Origin of the sequence: Leptolyngbya sp. DQ-M1 (assembly GCF_039962505.1) — a bacterium.
GTDB lineage: Bacteria > Cyanobacteriota > Cyanobacteriia > Leptolyngbyales > Leptolyngbyaceae > Leptolyngbya.
In genome coordinates this window covers 405,263-420,505 of record NZ_JAMPLJ010000002.1, presented here as the reverse complement: position 1 = coordinate 420,505, position 15,243 = coordinate 405,263, and the positions used below count along the sequence as shown (strand labels likewise).

Sequence of the window (15,243 nt, the reverse complement as noted above, 5' to 3'; positions counted from 1 at the left end):
CGCACTGCAAAAGGAGGGTTGGACAATCACCAGGAACCGTACACGCTTCCGATCCCAGGCCTTACCAGTCTCTTCTTTGACCTCGGCGTAGAAAAGCTAATTATTGCTGAACAAGATCGGCGAAAAATTGCAGTTGTGGTCAGCAAAGCTAAACCATATGCAACGTGCTTCTAATTGAATTACACTAAGCATTCACCATTGCGCTAGCTCATGTCTGCTTTTGCAACCCTGATCGGTCAGTCTCAAGCCGTTGAACTGTTAGAACGAGCGATCACGGTCGATCGTCTCGCGCCCGCTTATCTCTTCACTGGAACGGCGGGCATCGGAAAGCGTCTTGCGGCTGAATGCTTTCTCGAATCGCTGTTGTCGTCTTCACGCGCTCGGATTCTCAGTCGCAATCATCCCGATTTACTTTGGGTTGGGCCGACTTACTTGCATCAAGGAAAACGACTGAGCGCGATCGAGGCCGAAGCGGCTGGAGTCAAGCGCAAAACGCCGCCGATGATTCGATTAGAGCAAATTCGGGAAGTGAGTCAGTTTCTCAGTCGTCCGCCGCTAGAAGCTCGACGATCGGCGATCGTGATCGAACAAGCAGAAACGATGCCGGAAGCCGCCGCAAATGCGTTACTAAAAACGCTCGAAGAACCGGGAAGAGCAACGATTATTTTATTAGCAACCAGTGTAGATTCGGTTTTGCCGACGATCGTGTCTCGCTGTCAGCGCATTCCGTTTGCACGACTCGATACTGATTCAATGGCGCAAGTCCTGAAACAAGTGGGACACGCAGAGATTTTATCGAAACCGCAATTGTTAGCCTTAGCACAAGGCAGTCCGGGAGCGGCGATCGCTCATCAACAGACGCTCGAATCGATTCCACCAGAACTGATTCAATCGGTCGTCAATCCTCCGAAGTCGTTGAGGCAAGCTTTAACCGTGGCAAGAACGATCGCAAAAACGATCGATGGTGAAACGCAGCTTTGGCTAATTGATTATTTGCAGCAGGTGTATTGGGCACAGAGCCGTAGTTCTCGATCGATTCAATTGCTTGAGAAAGCAAAAGAACAATTGCTGGCTTATGTACAACCGCAGCTAGTTTGGGAAGTAATGTGGATGGAGCTTTGCACTTAGATTGCGGGTTCAGTATTCAGAATTGCATCTAAAAGCAGATCTGCTCCAAATCGAACGGGATCGGTACAAGGTAAGTTTGTTTCTGTCTGAGTTTGTGCGATCGCTCGTTCTGCTGCTTCTTGATCCAGATGAGCGGTATTGAGCGCGATCGCCGCAACTTTACACGCTGTAAACGCTCCACCCCCTGCTGCCAGCGACTCGTAAACCTGAACCGCAGTTTTCAGGGGTGGAATCGGGACGTGAGGAAAGTTGCGGATGTGTGTTTGTCCGGCTCTGTGTACCAGAATTAAATGCGTAGGCTGGGAACCTCGAATCAAGGGTAAAGTTGCAGTCGAAGCGGGATTAAAGATTGAACCTTGTCCTTCAATGTGGAGCAGATCAAAGTTCGCAGAGCGCATGACTAACTGTTCAACGGCTCCAGAAGCAAAGTCTACTCGAATCGCATCTAAAGGAATGCCATCACCGGAAATCATCATGCCGGCTTGACCTGTACCGAGAAACTTCGATCGTATCCCCCGTTTTTGAGCCACGCGATCCAGTTCTAAACTGGTAGACATCTTACCGATGCTCATATCAGTTCCCACGGTTAGCACTCTCAAGCAGGGGAGCGATCGCGCTGCACCACTTCCAACTTTTAGTCCGATCGGCTCTTGGCGGATATCCCAGATCCATTGTCCAGGCTTTAATCGATCCTTCAGCCTGGGCGTGAGTTTTGTATGAAGTCCATTCACGATCGACAGTCCCGCATCAACCGCTTGCTCAATCTCTGTTAACCAAGCCTCCGGTAACACTCCGCCCGATGGTGCAATTCCAATTAACAGCACAGTTGGCTGATACTTAAGTGCTTCAACTATCGAACTGACAATCGGGGCATCACACGCGATCGAGGTTAATGCTCGAAAAGATTGTCCTGCACAGTCTTGATCAATGATTGCAACTACCGCATCAGAACGATAGCGAGTAAAAGTGAGTCCTGTTTTTCCCTGTGTGCCCTGAATGCCCTTGTGTAAAAGCACTGCAACCCGATCGTTCGATCTCAGCATCATCTCTCTCCTCTGAGGACAACTCCTAACCCTGAACGATCACTTGGAATGACGCGCCCGTTTTGAAAGCTTGCACCGACAAATGGATCATCAATCAAATTCAAATGACTATCGAGATCGAGATAATCTGCTAAAGGAGATAACTGTGCGATCGCGCTATTCAACAATGAACTATCTGAATAACAGCCAAACATCACTTTGAGATTGTGTGCTTTAGCGACATAAATCATTCGGAGCGCTTCGCTCAAACCGCCTGATTTCATCAGCTTAATATTGATACCGTGAACCCGATCGCTCAACGCTGGAATCGATCGACTATCAAAACAACTCTCATCAACAAAAATCGGCAACGGTGAAAGATTGAATAGTTTAGGTAATTCAGCTTCTTGTCCTTTCGCTAAAGGTTGCTCGATGTAAGTGACATTGCGATCGTTTAACCAATGCGCCATCTTCAGCGCTGTTTCAACTGTCCAGCCCCCATTTGCATCGACACTAATCTGATTAATGTTTGGAGCCGCTTCTCGCACCGCTTCAAACATAGCTTGGTCTGCTGCAATTCCTTCAGGGCTGCCGAGCTTGACTTTCAGCGCTTGAATATCCTGCCAGGGAGATTCGACCGTTCCTTGACCAAGCCAGTCTTTAACTCGTTGTTTTGCACCTTCAGGCGTGTTAATTCCGATCGTCACCGAAGTTGGCACAATCCGGTCGCGCTCCAAGCCCCACAGTTTCCACAGGGGTAGATTGGCGGATTTTCCTAACCAATCGTGTAAAGCAAGATCGATCGCAGCACGAGCCGCAGAAGGCAGTTTTGATTGAGTCAAAAGTTGATCAATTCGCTGACGTTCGAGCGGATGAATCGCTTTGAAGAGAGGCGCGATCGCTTGCAAAGAGCGGGCAATGATTTCGGTTGTTTGCGGTTGTTCGCCGATCGAAAACGGGGATGCTTCGCCCCAACCTTCGATTCCATCCTGCTCAATTTTGATCCAGACATTAGTGGTTTGAGCCGTTGTGCCGCGACTAATTTTAAGCGCGAACCGTTTATGAACTGTGAAGGTCTGAATCTGAACTTGCATAGCCCTGAGTAAGCAGCACTGTTCAGCTTACTGGTAAAACCGATTCTATGGACAGTGTTTCACCGAATTTATGTTTTTGCGATCGACGGCAAGAATCCCACAATTCCCGGAAATACAATGATCAACACCAACACCAACAATTGCAGCAAAATAAACGGAACCACGCCTTTATAAATGTTGGTAGTGGTTACACCTTCGGGCGCAACACTCCGAAGATAAAACAGTGCAAATCCAAACGGTGGGGTGAGAAAGGAAGTTTGCAGATTTGCGCCCAACACTACGCCATACCAAACGAGATCCAGATTTAACTCCCGCGCCACCGGAACAAATAGCGGTACAACGATAAAACAAATCTCAAAGAAATCAATAAAAAATCCTAGCAGAAACACCACAAGCATGCTGACCGCTAGAAATCCTACTTCTTCGCCCGGTAAGTTTGTCAGCGCATCAAACACAAAGCGATCGCCATCCAATCCCCGAAATACCAAACTAAACGCAGTTGAACCAAACAAAATAAACACAACCATGCTGGTATTTCGCAGCGTCACATCGCACACGCCTTTGAGCGATTCCCAACTCAATTGGCGGTTTAACGCTGCCAGCACGATCGCGCCTAAACTTCCGACTGCCCCCGCTTCGGTCGGGGTGGCATACCCGAAGAAAATACTGCCTAAAACAAGCAGGATTAAAACCAGAGGAGGCACGATCGCGCTAAACACCCGCTGCAAAAATCCTTTTCCGCCAAAGTCTTTCCGCACTGCTTCGGGCAAGGCAGGCGCAACATCGGGACGAATCCAAGCCACAATCAAGACGTGCAGCGCAAACGCTCCCGCCATCATCAATCCAGGAATCACCGATCCGACGAACAAATCCCCGACCGACACCCCCAACTGATCGCCCAACACCACCAGCACCACACTCGGCGGAATAATTTGCCCCAGCGTTCCCGATGCTGCAATTACTCCGGTTGCTAATTCTTTGTTGTAGCCATACCGCAGCATAATCGGCAGCGATATCAGTCCCATTGCCACAACCGTTGCCGCGACGACTCCGGTGGTTGCCGCCAACAATGCGCCGACTAACACCACCGCTAAGGCTAAACCGCCCCGTAACTTTCCGAGCAAAATTCCAACGGTTTCGAGCAATCGTTCTGCAATGCCCGATCGCTCTAACATCGATCCCATAAAGATAAAATAGGGAATCGCCAACAGCGTATAGTTTGACATCGTGCCAAAGATCCGTTGAGGCATTGCCGTGAGAAACACCGGATCAAATACGCCTAATACAATCCCGATAATGGCAAAGACGATCGCAACTCCCCCCAGCGCGAACGCCACCGGATAGCCAAACGACAGCAGCACCAGCGCCCCAACAAACATCAGCGGCCCCAACCACTCCGAATCGAAAACAATCTCGTATTGATTCCAGAAGTCCATTACTCGCGCTCCTGTAGATGTCCGCGATAAATCGCCCAGTTCTTGATTAGTTCCGAAATGCCCTGCACGATTAACAGCGTAAAGCTGACAATAATCATCGTTTTAATGGGATAGCGTGCTAAGCCACCCGGATCAGGAGAACCTTCGCGCGTGATCCACGACTCCACGATCGTCCCCCAGGAAAAATAAATCACCAGCCCACAAAACGGAATCAAAAAGAACAGTGTCCCTAAAAAATCAGCCAGTGCTTTCGTTTTGCGGCTCCAACGGCTGTAGAACACATCCACCCGAACGTGCTCATCGTGCTTTAGCGTGTAGGCGGCTCCGAGCAGAAAGACCAAATCAAACACATACCACTGACCCTCAATTAAAGAGTTCGAGGTGAGATTTTGCCCGATTGCTTTGCCCACATACCGTCCAATGACGTTCCACACGCCGAGTGCAACCATCAGCAAAACGAGCCAAAGCGTCAAGCGTCCGATCACTTCGTTGAATCGGTCGATCGCGCTGGAGAGTCTGAGTAAACGGTGAAGGGTGGGGGGTTCTGATACCATGAAGCTTGCCTCGATCGCGGTTTTTTCATTTGACCATACTCCGCTGTCTGATTGATGATTTAGCAATTTTGAGAAATATCTTGCAAAGATCGCTGCTTTGTTGTTATTATTGTTTTCGCAAGAGAGCGCAATCCTCAGTAGCTCAGCGGTAGAGCGATCGACTGTTAATCGATTGGTCACAGGTTCGAATCCTGTCTGGGGAGTTTAAATGAAGAATCAGTTTTTGCAGTTTTGGTTACTTGATCCGATCTGCACCTTTTTGAATCACGGATCGTTCGGAGCCTGTCCGATCGCGGTTCTAGAAGTGCAGCAAGAATTTCGCGCAAGGCTAGAACGGCAGCCGCTCCGATTCTTAGGTCGCGAATTTGAAGGGCTATTGGATCAAGCGCGAGAAGCACTAGCGGCGTTTGTTGGGGCAGAGGTTGAGGAATTGGTGTTTGTGCCGAATGCGACAACGGGCGTGAATGCGGTGTTGCGATCGCTGACCTTCTCTCCAAGCGATGAACTTCTCACCACGAATCAGGAATACAACGCCTGTCGAAATGCGCTCGATTTTGTGGCGGCGAGATCAGGGGCATCGGTTGTTGTGGCAGAGGTTCCCTATCCGATCGAGTCCCCGGAGCAAGTGACTGAAGCAGTGCTTTCTAAAGTGAGCGATCGAACGCGACTCGCTTTAATTGATCACGTGGTGAGCCAAACGGGGATGGTTTTTCCGATCGCACAGATAGTTCGGGCTTTGTCCGATCGTGGAATCGATACGCTCATCGATGGTGCTCATGCTCCTGGCATGGTGGATTTGAATCTAACCGAACTGGGCGCAACGTATTACGCTTCGACTTGTCATAAGTGGATGTGTGCGCCGAAAGGAGCAGCTTTTCTGTACGTGAAAAAGGAGAGACAAGCTGAGATTCGACCGCTCACGATCAGTCATGGCGCGAATTCTCCGAGGCGCGATCGTTCTCGGTTTCAGCTTGAGTTTGATTGGATGGGAACCGATGATCCAACGGCTTATTTATCAGTTAAGAGCGCGATCGAGTTTATGGGTTCGCTGCTTCCGGGCGGCTGGGCAGAACTGAGAGCGAGAAATCGATCAACCACGATCGCGGCTCGAACTCGACTTTGTGAACTGCTGGATGTCGCGCCACCTTGTCCTGAAGAAATGGTCGGCTCACTGGCAACGATTCCACTTCCCGATGGCTCTTATGTTGAACTCCAGGATGCGCTATTCGAGAAATTTGAGATCGAAGTGCCGATCGTGCCGTTTCCCCAAGCCCCGCATCGGTTAGTTCGCATTTCTGCTCAGCTTTACAACACCCCTGAGCAATACGAGTATCTAGGAAAATCTTTGCTGTCCCTATTACACGCTAGATTCTCTCATTAAAATTACTGATCTTTGGGAGTGAAGCGCTCAAGCAGAATCCGCAATCCTTACCAGGAAAATTAGGGGGCAAGTTTGTCATTCTAGAACCAGTAGACGACTCAGGGGGCGAAGTTTTAACTTCCTCAGTGTCGCCCTTCACTTGGTACTTTCATCATGGCTGCTCATGTTAAAACTTCGATTCCCGCTTTGGCAATATCTTAATCAGCCAATTTTTCACATCGCCTGTCCGTTAATTCTAAACCCGCGACGCTATTCGTATTATTACCGCGTTGCATTGCTAGAACGCTGTTTGATGCAAGGCTGCGAGTCTCAAGAACATCGAGATTAGATTTAGATTGATAAGAAACAATTTTTCGACGATCGCGCTACTCGGATACTTTTAACGCCTTACCGAGATTAGAATGCGCGATCGTCTTTTGGTCTTTAAACTGCATCAAAAGAGATGCCTTCGTAGATTTCGGATAATGTAATTTCAGCGTCGATCGTGCCAAACTTCAAAGTGTTTTCGATCAATTCATAGCTGCGATAAATCCAAAAGTCTTGATCGGTTTTTGTGTATTGCTGCACATCTGCAAAATACTGGCTTACCACAATATATTCTTGAAGTTCGGGAATCGATCGGTAATATCTAAATTTATCGGTCATGTCATAGTCCTGTGTTGATTTCGACAGAACTTCGATAATCACTTTAGGATTGACCACGGTATCAACTCGATTTTGGTAGAGAACAGGTTCACCCTCAATCACCATTACATCTGGATAAACGAACTTACGATACTGCGGAAGCCACAATCGAACATCACTAGAGAAGAAACGACATCCTTGACGGCGCAACAGAGGCTTTAAGGCGCACAAATTTGTGATAACTTCGTTGTGATTCAGCGATCCACCCGTCACTGGGATGATTTCTCCATCATGATATTCACTTTTAAATTCGGCTGTCTCTTCTAGAGCTAGGTACTCTTCAGGTGTGTAGCGTGTAACTTCAGTAGATTGCATGATAATTTCCTGCAATGTTCTGCTTATACGATAGCAAGAGAGATACGATCGCACTCTGGAGCAATCGCACCTCGCCAATCCTAAAATCGATCGCTTCCTACGCGCTGAAGTATTTCGCAGTCGGGTGATAGACCACAAATGCCGTCGTCGATTGCTCTGGATAAAGCTGCTCACTTTCATCCATCGACATTCCGATTCGCTCTGTGTCTAATAGCTCTAACTGTTTAAACTGATCAGACACATTCGGGCAAGCCGGGTAGCCGAAGCTATAGCGCGACCCTTGATAACGCTGCGCTAACATATCGCGAATGTTATCGGGTTCGGAATCACCGTAGCCCAACTCGCGACGAATTCGAGCGTGTGCCCACTCTGCCAGCGCTTCCGCCATCTGTACCGCCATACCGTGGAAGTAGAGATACTCGGTGTAGTTGTTTGCTTTGAAAAGCTCCTGTGCTACTTCGGTGGCAATATGTCCCATTGTGACGGCTTGCATCGGCAGAACATCGAACTGATTTTCGGCGATCGGGCGAAAGAAGTCAGCAATGCACAAACGGCGGAGTGACTTCTGGCGCGGAAACGTCCAGGTGACGAGCGGAGTGGCAGTTTCAGGCGTTAAGCCTTTCTCAATCACAACCGGATCGTAAACGTGAACGGAATTGCCTTCGGCAACGCAAGGGAAATAGCCGTAAATCAATTGAGGATGCAAAAGATGTTCGGTGCAGATGCGCTGCTTCCAACGAGCGAGTACCGGATAAACTTTCTCAGCCAGAAACGCATCGTATTCTTCACGCGATTGGTCTTTTGGCTTGCGGAATTGCCACTGCCCCACCACTAGCGCTTGCAGATCCAAATGCCAGAAGAGTTCATCGATCGGAAGATTTTCAGGATTGAGAACCTTCGTTCCCCAGAAGGGCGGCGTTGGGCGCGGAACGTCGATCGCGACCGCCTCCGATCGCACTAAATCGATCGCTTCCGGTTCGTCCGATTTCTGCTTTGGTTCACCGTTCAATTCGCTTTCGGCTTGTTCGATCGCTTTACGACCTTTCTGATTAAACTGAGCATAATCGCCTTGAAAGCCTTCGGTCTCACTCCAGAACCCTTCTTTCTTCGCAGGCATCAATCGATCCATAAAGGTCAAATCTGCGAACGCATCTCGACCGTAGATCACTTGACCTTTGTAAACATTCTGGCAGTCCTCATAGACAAATTTTGGAGTCAGTGCCGCACCCCCCAAAATCACCGGGACACTGATCCCTTTTTCGTTGAAAATTTCCAGATTTTCCTTCATGAATGCGGTAGATTTCACCAGCAAACCACTCATCGCAATACAATCGGGTTGATGCTGAACGTAAGCATCAATAATTGCGTCAACAGGTTGTTTAATACCTAAGTTAATCACTTTGTAACCGTTGTTAGTCAAGATAATGTCAACGAGATTCTTACCGATATCGTGAACATCACCTTTAACCGTTGCAATCAAGAACTTACCTTTACCACTGTCATTGCTCTCGGTTTTTTCCATGAATGGTTCGAGAAATGCTACAGCAGACTTCATCGTTTCCGCAGACTGCAACACAAACGGTAATTGCATTTGACCAGAACCGAACAACTCACCGACGACTTTCATGCCATCAAGCAAGAAAGTATTAATGATGTGCAACGGTGCATAGGTTTCTAATGCAATCTTCAACGCATCTTCTAATCCAATGCGTTCGCCATCAATAATGTGCTGCTTCAGGCGTTCTTCGATCGGTAAATCCGCCAGGGTATTATTTGATCGCGCATCTTTCGCGCTCACGCCTTCAAACAGTTCGGTCAGCTTCGTCAGCGGATCGTAAACGCAGATATCTCCTTCAAAGCGGCGACGATCGTAGATCAAATCTCGACAAACTTCTTGATGTTCGGGGTCAATTTTCGCGATCGGCAAAATTTTTGCTGCCGAGACGATCGCGCCGTCCATTCCTGCGATCGTGGCTTCGTGCAGAAACATAGAATTCAGTGTAATCCGAGCGGCTGGACTCAACCCGAATGAGATATTCGAGACACCCACCATGAAATGCACACCCGACAAATTCTCGCGGATCATCCGAATCGACTCGATCGTCGCTTTGGCATTCTCACGGTCTTCTTCGATCCCCGTTGAAATCGGCAACGCTAAGGTATCGAAAAAGATTTCATGCGGCGGAATGCCGAACTCTAGCGCATCCCGATAAGCCCGTTGAGCAATCTGGAATTTCTTCTCCGCCGTTCTCGCCATGCCTTCTTCGTCGATCGTTCCAATCACGACACCTGCGCCATATTCCTTGGCAAGCTCTAACACTTTGAAGAATCGCTCATCACCGTCTTCGTAGTTGGTCGAGTTGAGAATGCACTTACCGCCCGCGACTTTCAGCCCTGCCTCCATCTTTTGCCATTCGGTCGAGTCAAGCATCAGGGGGATCGTGACATTTGTAACTAAGCGCGACACCAATTCTTTCATGTCACGTTCGCCATCGCGTCCGACATAATCGACGTTGACATCGAGAACGTGAGCACCTTCTTTGACTTGGGATTTTGCGATCGCAATTAATCCATCCCAATCATCCACATTCAACAATTCGCGGACTTTCTTTGAGCCGCTAGCGTTCAATCTTTCACCGACGAGCAAGAAAGAATTATCTTGCTCATAGGGTTGTGCTGTGTAAATTGATGCTGCTGAAGGTGTGTATCCGAGCGTTGGTCTGGGTGTTTTAGATTCAAAGACCTGACCATTCATCCAAGCGCGTTCACTGACTCGAACTTTACGTTCCTTCGGTGTCATCGTCGCGGCTGCTTCTGCCAATGCTTTGATGTGGTCTGGACGAGTGCCACAACAGCCACCGATCACTTGAACGCCCCAATCTTCAATGAATTTATGCAGCGCCATTTGAAGTTCAATAGGCGTTAATTTGTAGTGAGCATGACCGCCGATATTTTCGGGTAAGCCTGCGTTGGGGATACAGGAGACAACAAATGGCGCATTTTCAGTTAGATATTTAATGTGTTCTGCCATGCGATCAGGCCCGGTCGCACAGTTCAAACCGAGAATATCGATCGGATACGGCTCTAAAATCGCTAACACACCGCTAATATCGGTTCCGACGAGCATCGTGCCCTGAACTTCCATCGTGACCGAAACCATCAAAGGACGACGCTCTCCTTTTTTGGCAAACACCGCTTCTACTGCGTTTAATGCTGCTTTAATTTGCAGTACATCCTGACAAGTTTCGATGATGAATAAATCCACGCCACCGTCAAACAAGCCTTCTGCCTGAATCGTAAAGGCTTCTTTGAGTTCGTCGTATGTAATGTGTCCCAACGTTGGCAGCTTTGTTCCAGGGCCCATTGAACCCGCAACAAATCTAGGTTTCTCCGGAGTTGAAAACTCTGCTGCACAGTGTTTCGCCAGTTCTGCGGCTTTTTTGCTCAAATCATACGCTTGATCCTGTAATCCATATTCTGCTAACACAAACGGGCTGGTACCGAACGTATCGGTTTCAATTACGTCTGCGCCTGCTGCTAGAAAATCACAGTGAACTTTGGCGATCGCTTCTGGTTTTGTTTGCACTAAATACTCATTACAGCCCTCGTACTCTGCCCCTCCAAAGTCTTCAGCCGTTAAATTCTGTGACTGGATATTTGTTCCCATTGCGCCATCAAATACAATGACAGGGCGCTCAGGACTATGAAGGCGGGTTAGGAAGGCACTATTCATAACAGAAACTTCAGCAACTAAACAACAGATTGAGTAAAAACCCTGAGTTCTTTTTAAGTTGAATCTGGTGACGAAGAAAAGCCGCCACCGTGACACTTCACAATAGCTACATATTTTAACTTTGACACATTTATTTCGTTTTTGGAGGGAGCGAATTGATTCGCCCCACTAAGACTCAACCCAACATTAAAAGGCGCTCTTCATTTGAAGAACGCCTGTTTAACTTTAATTCCAAAATTTCTGCTCAGCTTAAGCCGACGTTGCTGCGATCGTAGCCTTCGAGGTTCGTTGTTTTGTTGTGAACCACTTGCGCAGATTCTGAAGGCATTCCAATTTCATTTGCTTGACGAGTCAACATGGACTGTTCGCGGTTCCGCGCCATTTGACGGTGACGCACCATTAATGCCCGTGCTTGATCTTGAATCGACATACTCTGTTCTCCTTTTTGTCTATATGACTAATATAACAGATAAATTCTGTATCTAAAACTACAAAATATTACTTTGTTATAAGTTTCTGACAATAGATTAGCGTTCCGAAACGCGGTAAGCTCACAGGAAGGCGCAGGAGGAACAAATATGGAGTCAGGCAAGCGGATTGAGGTTGGATCGCTGAATTGGTTTTACCGTGAGGCAGAACCGACGAATGATAGCGCTCGCACTCCGGTCATTTTGCTGCATGGCTTAGTTTCTCAGGGTTACAGCTGGCGCAATGTTTTACCCGTTCTAGCAGAACAAGGATTTAGAGCGATCGCACCCGATTGGATCGGCTGTGGGTATTCGAGTATGCCGGATCGCCGCGACTTTGCTTATACGCCCGATGCGTTTATTTCGGCACTCGAAGCGTTGATTGCTCAGTTTGGATTTGAAAAGGTGTCGATCGTCGCTCAAGGCTTTCTCGGTTCAGTCGGAATTCAATACGCGCTCAGACACCCGGAGCAGGTTGAGCGACTGGCGATTTTTAACTGTCCGATCGAAGGTGCAAAACTGCCTTGGAAACTACAACAAATGAGCATTCCATTGGTGGGCGACATGATGACGCAAGATCCACTTCTGGTTGATCGCACCCTAGAGGGCGCTGGTGGTTATCGGATCGAAGATTCTGATCTCGATGTGTATCGTCGTCCGTGGCTGAAAACTTCGGATGTGGGTCGATCGCTGCTGGCGATTCTTCAAAACTTACAGCTTAAGCAAGCGACCGCAGAAATTGAGGCAGGCTTGGCGACTTGGAAAAATCCACTCCTGATCGGCTGGGGAATGCGTGATCCTTGGTTGTCGATCGCTCCGGCACGATCGCTCAAAGCCGAACTCGCTGAGCTTGATGAAGTGGGACATTACCCGCAAGAAGACTGGCACGAAAAAGTGTGCGAAGCCCTAATTCCATTTCTGAAAAGACAAGCAGTTTAGCCCAATGTGAAACAACCCAGTGCTAGACTCGTCCAACAATCGGCAGCACTATATTGATTGATCAAGCTATGCAGTACCGTGGGTGGCTCCTTGCTGGAATGTTGAGTTTTGGAATGATGCCGCTGGCTCAGTCGGCTGAGGTGGGCTGTCCGGCTCCGGCTCTATCTCGTATGGCGCGGCATACCGTTAAATCTGGAGAAAGCTTAGAGTCGATCGCGTCTCGCTACAATCTAATCCCGGCAACCCTTATGGGATTGAATCCAAATGTGCGATCGGGAAAAGCCACGGTGGGACAACAACTGATGATTCCCCCCTATAACGGAATTCGCGTAGAAGTGCCCTCTGGACAGAGCCTAAAGGATTTGGCAGCGCGGTATCGAGTGCGTCCAGATGTGCTGTATGAGGTAAATGGCTGTCAGCGATCGCCAAAAGTGGTATTTGTTCCGGGTGTGAACTGGTCGCCGAATGAAGCAACCGCACCAACCTTGGTGGGAGTTTCCAGCGTGTTATCGGGTTCACCTTTGTCGGGATCAGCCCCGATCGCGCTCGGTTTTGGCTGGTACTTGCCGAATGGAGCGACGAAACCTGTGTTTCACAGTGGGATTGATTTACTGGCAAGTCTGGGAACTCCGGCTCAAGCGATCGGCGAGGGTACCGTTGCGTTTGCGGGTAATCAAGGCGCCTATGGAAACCTGGTTGTGATCAATCACCAGCAGGGCTATCAAACGCGCTATGCTCAATTGGCAAGAATTAACGTCAAAGTGGGGCAAAAGATCAAGCGCGGTACGACGATCGGAACCGTTGGACAGACTGGAACCCCAACGACCTCGCAACCTCATTTGCATTTTGAAGTGCGATCGAACTCCAAACTAGGGTGGGTGGCAGAAGATCCGATCGCTTTTATTCGGAAATGATTGCAGGAACGCTATTTTATGTCAGGTAAAGTCTTCCTTGTCGGATCAGGTCCTGGCGACATCGGCAATTTAACCATGCGAGCTTATCAACTGCTTACTCAAGCAGAAGTCCTCGTTTACGATGCGCTAATCGATTCGCAATTTCTAGAACTTGCTCCAGAAACTTGTCTCAAGCTCAATGTGGGCAAACGGGGCGGACAGCCGAGCATGAAACAAGCGGAGATCGATCGACTCCTCGTTGAACAATGTCAGCAAGGTAAGCAAGTCGTCCGGCTCAAAAGCGGTGATCCGTTCATTTTCGGGCGAACCACCTCAGAAATTCAGGCACTCAAATCTGCAAATTGCGCTTACGAAGTCGTTCCGGGAATTTCTTCAGCATTAGCGGCTCCATTGTTTGCCAACATTCCGCTTACCGATCCTGTTCTAAGTCGCGGATTTACGGTGATCACTGCCCACGAACCAGAACGGCTCAACTGGCAGAATCTTGCCCAACTCGATACACTTGTCATTCTGATGGGAGGAAAACATCTGCCTCTGATTGTCGAACAGCTACGCCATCAGGGAAAATCAGAACAGACCCCGATCGCGATTATTCGCTGGGCGGGTCATCCACAGCAGGAGATCTGGAGTAGTACACTCTCGGAGATTCTAGAAGAGGTCAATCCGCAACGATTGTCGCCTTGTGTGATTGTGATTGGGGAAGTTGTTAGGCTACGATCGTTCTTATGAATTTGCCTTTATTTGGAAAAACCATTGTCGTCACTCGCGCAGCAGGGCAGTCGAGTCAGTTTTCGTACTCGCTGCAAAATTATGGTGCAAAGGTGATCGAGATGCCGACGATCGAAATTGTGCCGCCGTCAAGTTGGGATCAATTAGATCACGCGATCGCAAGCCTGAGTGAGTTTGACTGGCTAATTTTGACTTCTACCAATGCCGTGGATTACTTTTTCGAGCGGTTAGCGTCTCAGCTCAAAGATTTGCGCGGTCTAGCAGCGATTAAGATTGCGGTTGTGGGAGAAAAAACGGCGCAGCGCTTAAGACAACGGGGATTGCAGCCTGATTTTATTCCGCCTGAGTATATTGCGGATGCAATGGTAGTGAATTTCCCAGAGTCGGTCGATGGGAAAAAAATTCTCTTTCCCAGAGTCGAAACAGGTGGACGCGATGTGCTGGTGAGAGCCTTTAGCGATCGTGGTGCGATCATCACTGAAGTTGCCGCCTATCAATCGACTTGCCCAAGAATTCCCGATGCCAAATCAATCGCTGTGATTCAAGAGCAAGCAGCCAACCTGGTCACGTTCGCCAGTTCCAAAACGGTGAAACATTTCTGTGAACTGTTGCACCAAACGATCGGGGATCACTGGGTTGAATCGCTCAAGACTGTTAAGTTTGCGTCGATCGGCCCTCAAACTTCAAAAACCTGTCGCGCTCTGCTTGGCCGCGTGGAAATCGAAGCAGAAGAATTCACTTTGGATGGATTGATTAAAGCGATCGTGGCTCAATCGAGCCTGCTTTGATTCAGTTGGCCCCAAATGGGTCACGGTAAGATGAGGAGTTAAGGTAAGCTAAATTTAGT

General features: G+C 48.6%; 14 protein-coding genes and 1 tRNA gene. 8 read left to right on the top strand and 7 right to left on the bottom strand.

Going from position 1 to position 15,243, the window contains the following annotated elements; translation table 11 throughout:
• Nucleotides 1-210: 210 nt before the first annotated feature.
• The gene (locus tag NC981_RS07895) at nt 211-1,128 is read left to right on the top strand and encodes a DNA polymerase III subunit delta' (RefSeq protein WP_348242344.1); all 918 of its coding nucleotides are present in this window, start codon (nt 211-213) and stop codon (nt 1,126-1,128) included.
• Here the strand turns inward: NC981_RS07895 and NC981_RS07890 are convergent.
• The 4 genes from NC981_RS07890 to NC981_RS07875 all read right to left on the bottom strand — a co-directional run bounded on the left by NC981_RS07890 (nt 1,125) and on the right by NC981_RS07875 (nt 5,234).
• Nucleotides 1,125-2,174, bottom strand: coding sequence for a DUF1611 domain-containing protein (locus NC981_RS07890; RefSeq protein ID WP_348242343.1), 1,050 nt, complete (start codon nt 2,172-2,174; stop codon nt 1,125-1,127). The genes NC981_RS07895 and NC981_RS07890 overlap by 4 nt on opposite strands.
• Nucleotides 2,171-3,244 carry a dipeptide epimerase gene (locus NC981_RS07885; RefSeq protein WP_348242342.1) on the bottom strand — a complete coding sequence of 358 codons (1,074 nt, stop codon included), beginning with the start codon at nt 3,242-3,244 and terminating at the stop codon, nt 2,171-2,173. Before NC981_RS07885 ends, NC981_RS07890 begins: the two co-directional genes overlap by 4 nt.
• A 68-nt stretch (nt 3,245-3,312) precedes the next feature.
• Complete coding sequence (locus NC981_RS07880; RefSeq protein WP_348242341.1) at nt 3,313-4,680, bottom strand: TRAP transporter large permease subunit; 1,368 nt, start codon at nt 4,678-4,680, stop codon at nt 3,313-3,315.
• Complete coding sequence (locus NC981_RS07875) at nt 4,680-5,234, bottom strand: TRAP transporter small permease subunit (RefSeq protein WP_190379893.1); 555 nt, start codon at nt 5,232-5,234, stop codon at nt 4,680-4,682. Before NC981_RS07875 ends, NC981_RS07880 begins: the two co-directional genes overlap by 1 nt.
• 131 nt (nt 5,235-5,365) lie before the next feature.
• On the opposite strand from NC981_RS07875, the gene NC981_RS07870 reads away from it, so the two are divergent.
• From NC981_RS07870 to NC981_RS07860, 3 genes are all read left to right on the top strand, one after another.
• Nucleotides 5,366-5,437: transfer RNA gene (locus NC981_RS07870), tRNA-Asn, on the top strand.
• A 5-nt stretch (nt 5,438-5,442) separates the two neighbouring features.
• Nucleotides 5,443-6,615, top strand: coding sequence for an aminotransferase class V-fold PLP-dependent enzyme (locus NC981_RS07865; RefSeq protein ID WP_348242340.1), 1,173 nt, complete (start codon nt 5,443-5,445; stop codon nt 6,613-6,615).
• A 163-nt stretch (nt 6,616-6,778) separates the two neighbouring features.
• Nucleotides 6,779-6,943, top strand: a complete 165-nt coding sequence (locus NC981_RS07860) for a hypothetical protein (protein WP_190379891.1) — start codon at nt 6,779-6,781, stop codon at nt 6,941-6,943.
• 95 nt (nt 6,944-7,038) lie between these two features.
• Here NC981_RS07860 and NC981_RS07855 read toward each other — a convergent pair whose 3' ends face one another.
• From NC981_RS07855 to NC981_RS07845, 3 genes are all read right to left on the bottom strand, one after another.
• The gene (locus tag NC981_RS07855) at nt 7,039-7,614 is read right to left on the bottom strand and encodes a Uma2 family endonuclease (RefSeq protein ID WP_348242339.1); all 576 of its coding nucleotides are present in this window, start codon (nt 7,612-7,614) and stop codon (nt 7,039-7,041) included.
• Nucleotides 7,615-7,711: 97 nt separating this feature from the next.
• The gene (gene metH, locus NC981_RS07850) at nt 7,712-11,347 is read right to left on the bottom strand and encodes a methionine synthase (RefSeq protein ID WP_348242338.1); all 3,636 of its coding nucleotides are present in this window, start codon (nt 11,345-11,347) and stop codon (nt 7,712-7,714) included.
• 244 nt (nt 11,348-11,591) lie between these two features.
• Complete coding sequence (locus tag NC981_RS07845; RefSeq protein WP_190379887.1) at nt 11,592-11,777, bottom strand: hypothetical protein; 186 nt, start codon at nt 11,775-11,777, stop codon at nt 11,592-11,594.
• A gap of 148 nt (nt 11,778-11,925) precedes the next feature.
• Between NC981_RS07845 and NC981_RS07840 the strand changes: the two genes are divergently transcribed.
• From NC981_RS07840 to NC981_RS07825, 4 genes are all read left to right on the top strand, one after another.
• Complete coding sequence (locus NC981_RS07840; protein ID WP_348242337.1) at nt 11,926-12,753, top strand: alpha/beta fold hydrolase; 828 nt, start codon at nt 11,926-11,928, stop codon at nt 12,751-12,753.
• Between the two features lie 68 nt (nt 12,754-12,821).
• Nucleotides 12,822-13,667 carry a M23 family metallopeptidase gene (locus NC981_RS07835; RefSeq protein WP_348242336.1) on the top strand — a complete coding sequence of 282 codons (846 nt, stop codon included), beginning with the start codon at nt 12,822-12,824 and terminating at the stop codon, nt 13,665-13,667.
• A gap of 18 nt (nt 13,668-13,685) precedes the next feature.
• Nucleotides 13,686-14,396, top strand: coding sequence for a uroporphyrinogen-III C-methyltransferase (gene cobA / locus NC981_RS07830; RefSeq protein WP_348242335.1), 711 nt, complete (start codon nt 13,686-13,688; stop codon nt 14,394-14,396).
• Nucleotides 14,393-15,184 carry a uroporphyrinogen-III synthase gene (locus NC981_RS07825; RefSeq protein ID WP_348242334.1) on the top strand — a complete coding sequence of 264 codons (792 nt, stop codon included), beginning with the start codon at nt 14,393-14,395 and terminating at the stop codon, nt 15,182-15,184. Before cobA ends, NC981_RS07825 begins: the two co-directional genes overlap by 4 nt.
• Nucleotides 15,185-15,243 lie beyond the last annotated feature (59 nt).

What these genes read in the sequence shown, in the direction of transcription:
- NC981_RS07875 (WP_190379893.1), bottom strand. Translation starts at nt 5,234, where the DNA reads ATGGTATCAGAACCCCCCACCCTTCACCGTTTACTCAGACTCTCCAGC.
- NC981_RS07895 (WP_348242344.1), top strand. Translation starts at nt 211, where the DNA reads ATGTCTGCTTTTGCAACCCTGATCGGTCAGTCTCAAGCCGTTGAACTG.
- NC981_RS07880 (WP_348242341.1), bottom strand. Translation starts at nt 4,680, where the DNA reads ATGGACTTCTGGAATCAATACGAGATTGTTTTCGATTCGGAGTGGTTG.
- NC981_RS07890 (WP_348242343.1), bottom strand. Translation starts at nt 2,174, where the DNA reads ATGATGCTGAGATCGAACGATCGGGTTGCAGTGCTTTTACACAAGGGC.
- metH (WP_348242338.1), bottom strand. Translation starts at nt 11,347, where the DNA reads ATGAATAGTGCCTTCCTAACCCGCCTTCATAGTCCTGAGCGCCCTGTC.
- NC981_RS07825 (WP_348242334.1), top strand. Translation starts at nt 14,393, where the DNA reads ATGAATTTGCCTTTATTTGGAAAAACCATTGTCGTCACTCGCGCAGCA.
- NC981_RS07840 (WP_348242337.1), top strand. Translation starts at nt 11,926, where the DNA reads ATGGAGTCAGGCAAGCGGATTGAGGTTGGATCGCTGAATTGGTTTTAC.
- NC981_RS07865 (WP_348242340.1), top strand. Translation starts at nt 5,443, where the DNA reads ATGAAGAATCAGTTTTTGCAGTTTTGGTTACTTGATCCGATCTGCACC.
- NC981_RS07855 (WP_348242339.1), bottom strand. Translation starts at nt 7,614, where the DNA reads ATGCAATCTACTGAAGTTACACGCTACACACCTGAAGAGTACCTAGCT.
- NC981_RS07845 (WP_190379887.1), bottom strand. Translation starts at nt 11,777, where the DNA reads ATGTCGATTCAAGATCAAGCACGGGCATTAATGGTGCGTCACCGTCAA.
- NC981_RS07885 (WP_348242342.1), bottom strand. Translation starts at nt 3,244, where the DNA reads ATGCAAGTTCAGATTCAGACCTTCACAGTTCATAAACGGTTCGCGCTT.
- cobA (WP_348242335.1), top strand. Translation starts at nt 13,686, where the DNA reads ATGTCAGGTAAAGTCTTCCTTGTCGGATCAGGTCCTGGCGACATCGGC.
- NC981_RS07860 (WP_190379891.1), top strand. Translation starts at nt 6,779, where the DNA reads ATGTTAAAACTTCGATTCCCGCTTTGGCAATATCTTAATCAGCCAATT.
- NC981_RS07835 (WP_348242336.1), top strand. Translation starts at nt 12,822, where the DNA reads ATGCAGTACCGTGGGTGGCTCCTTGCTGGAATGTTGAGTTTTGGAATG.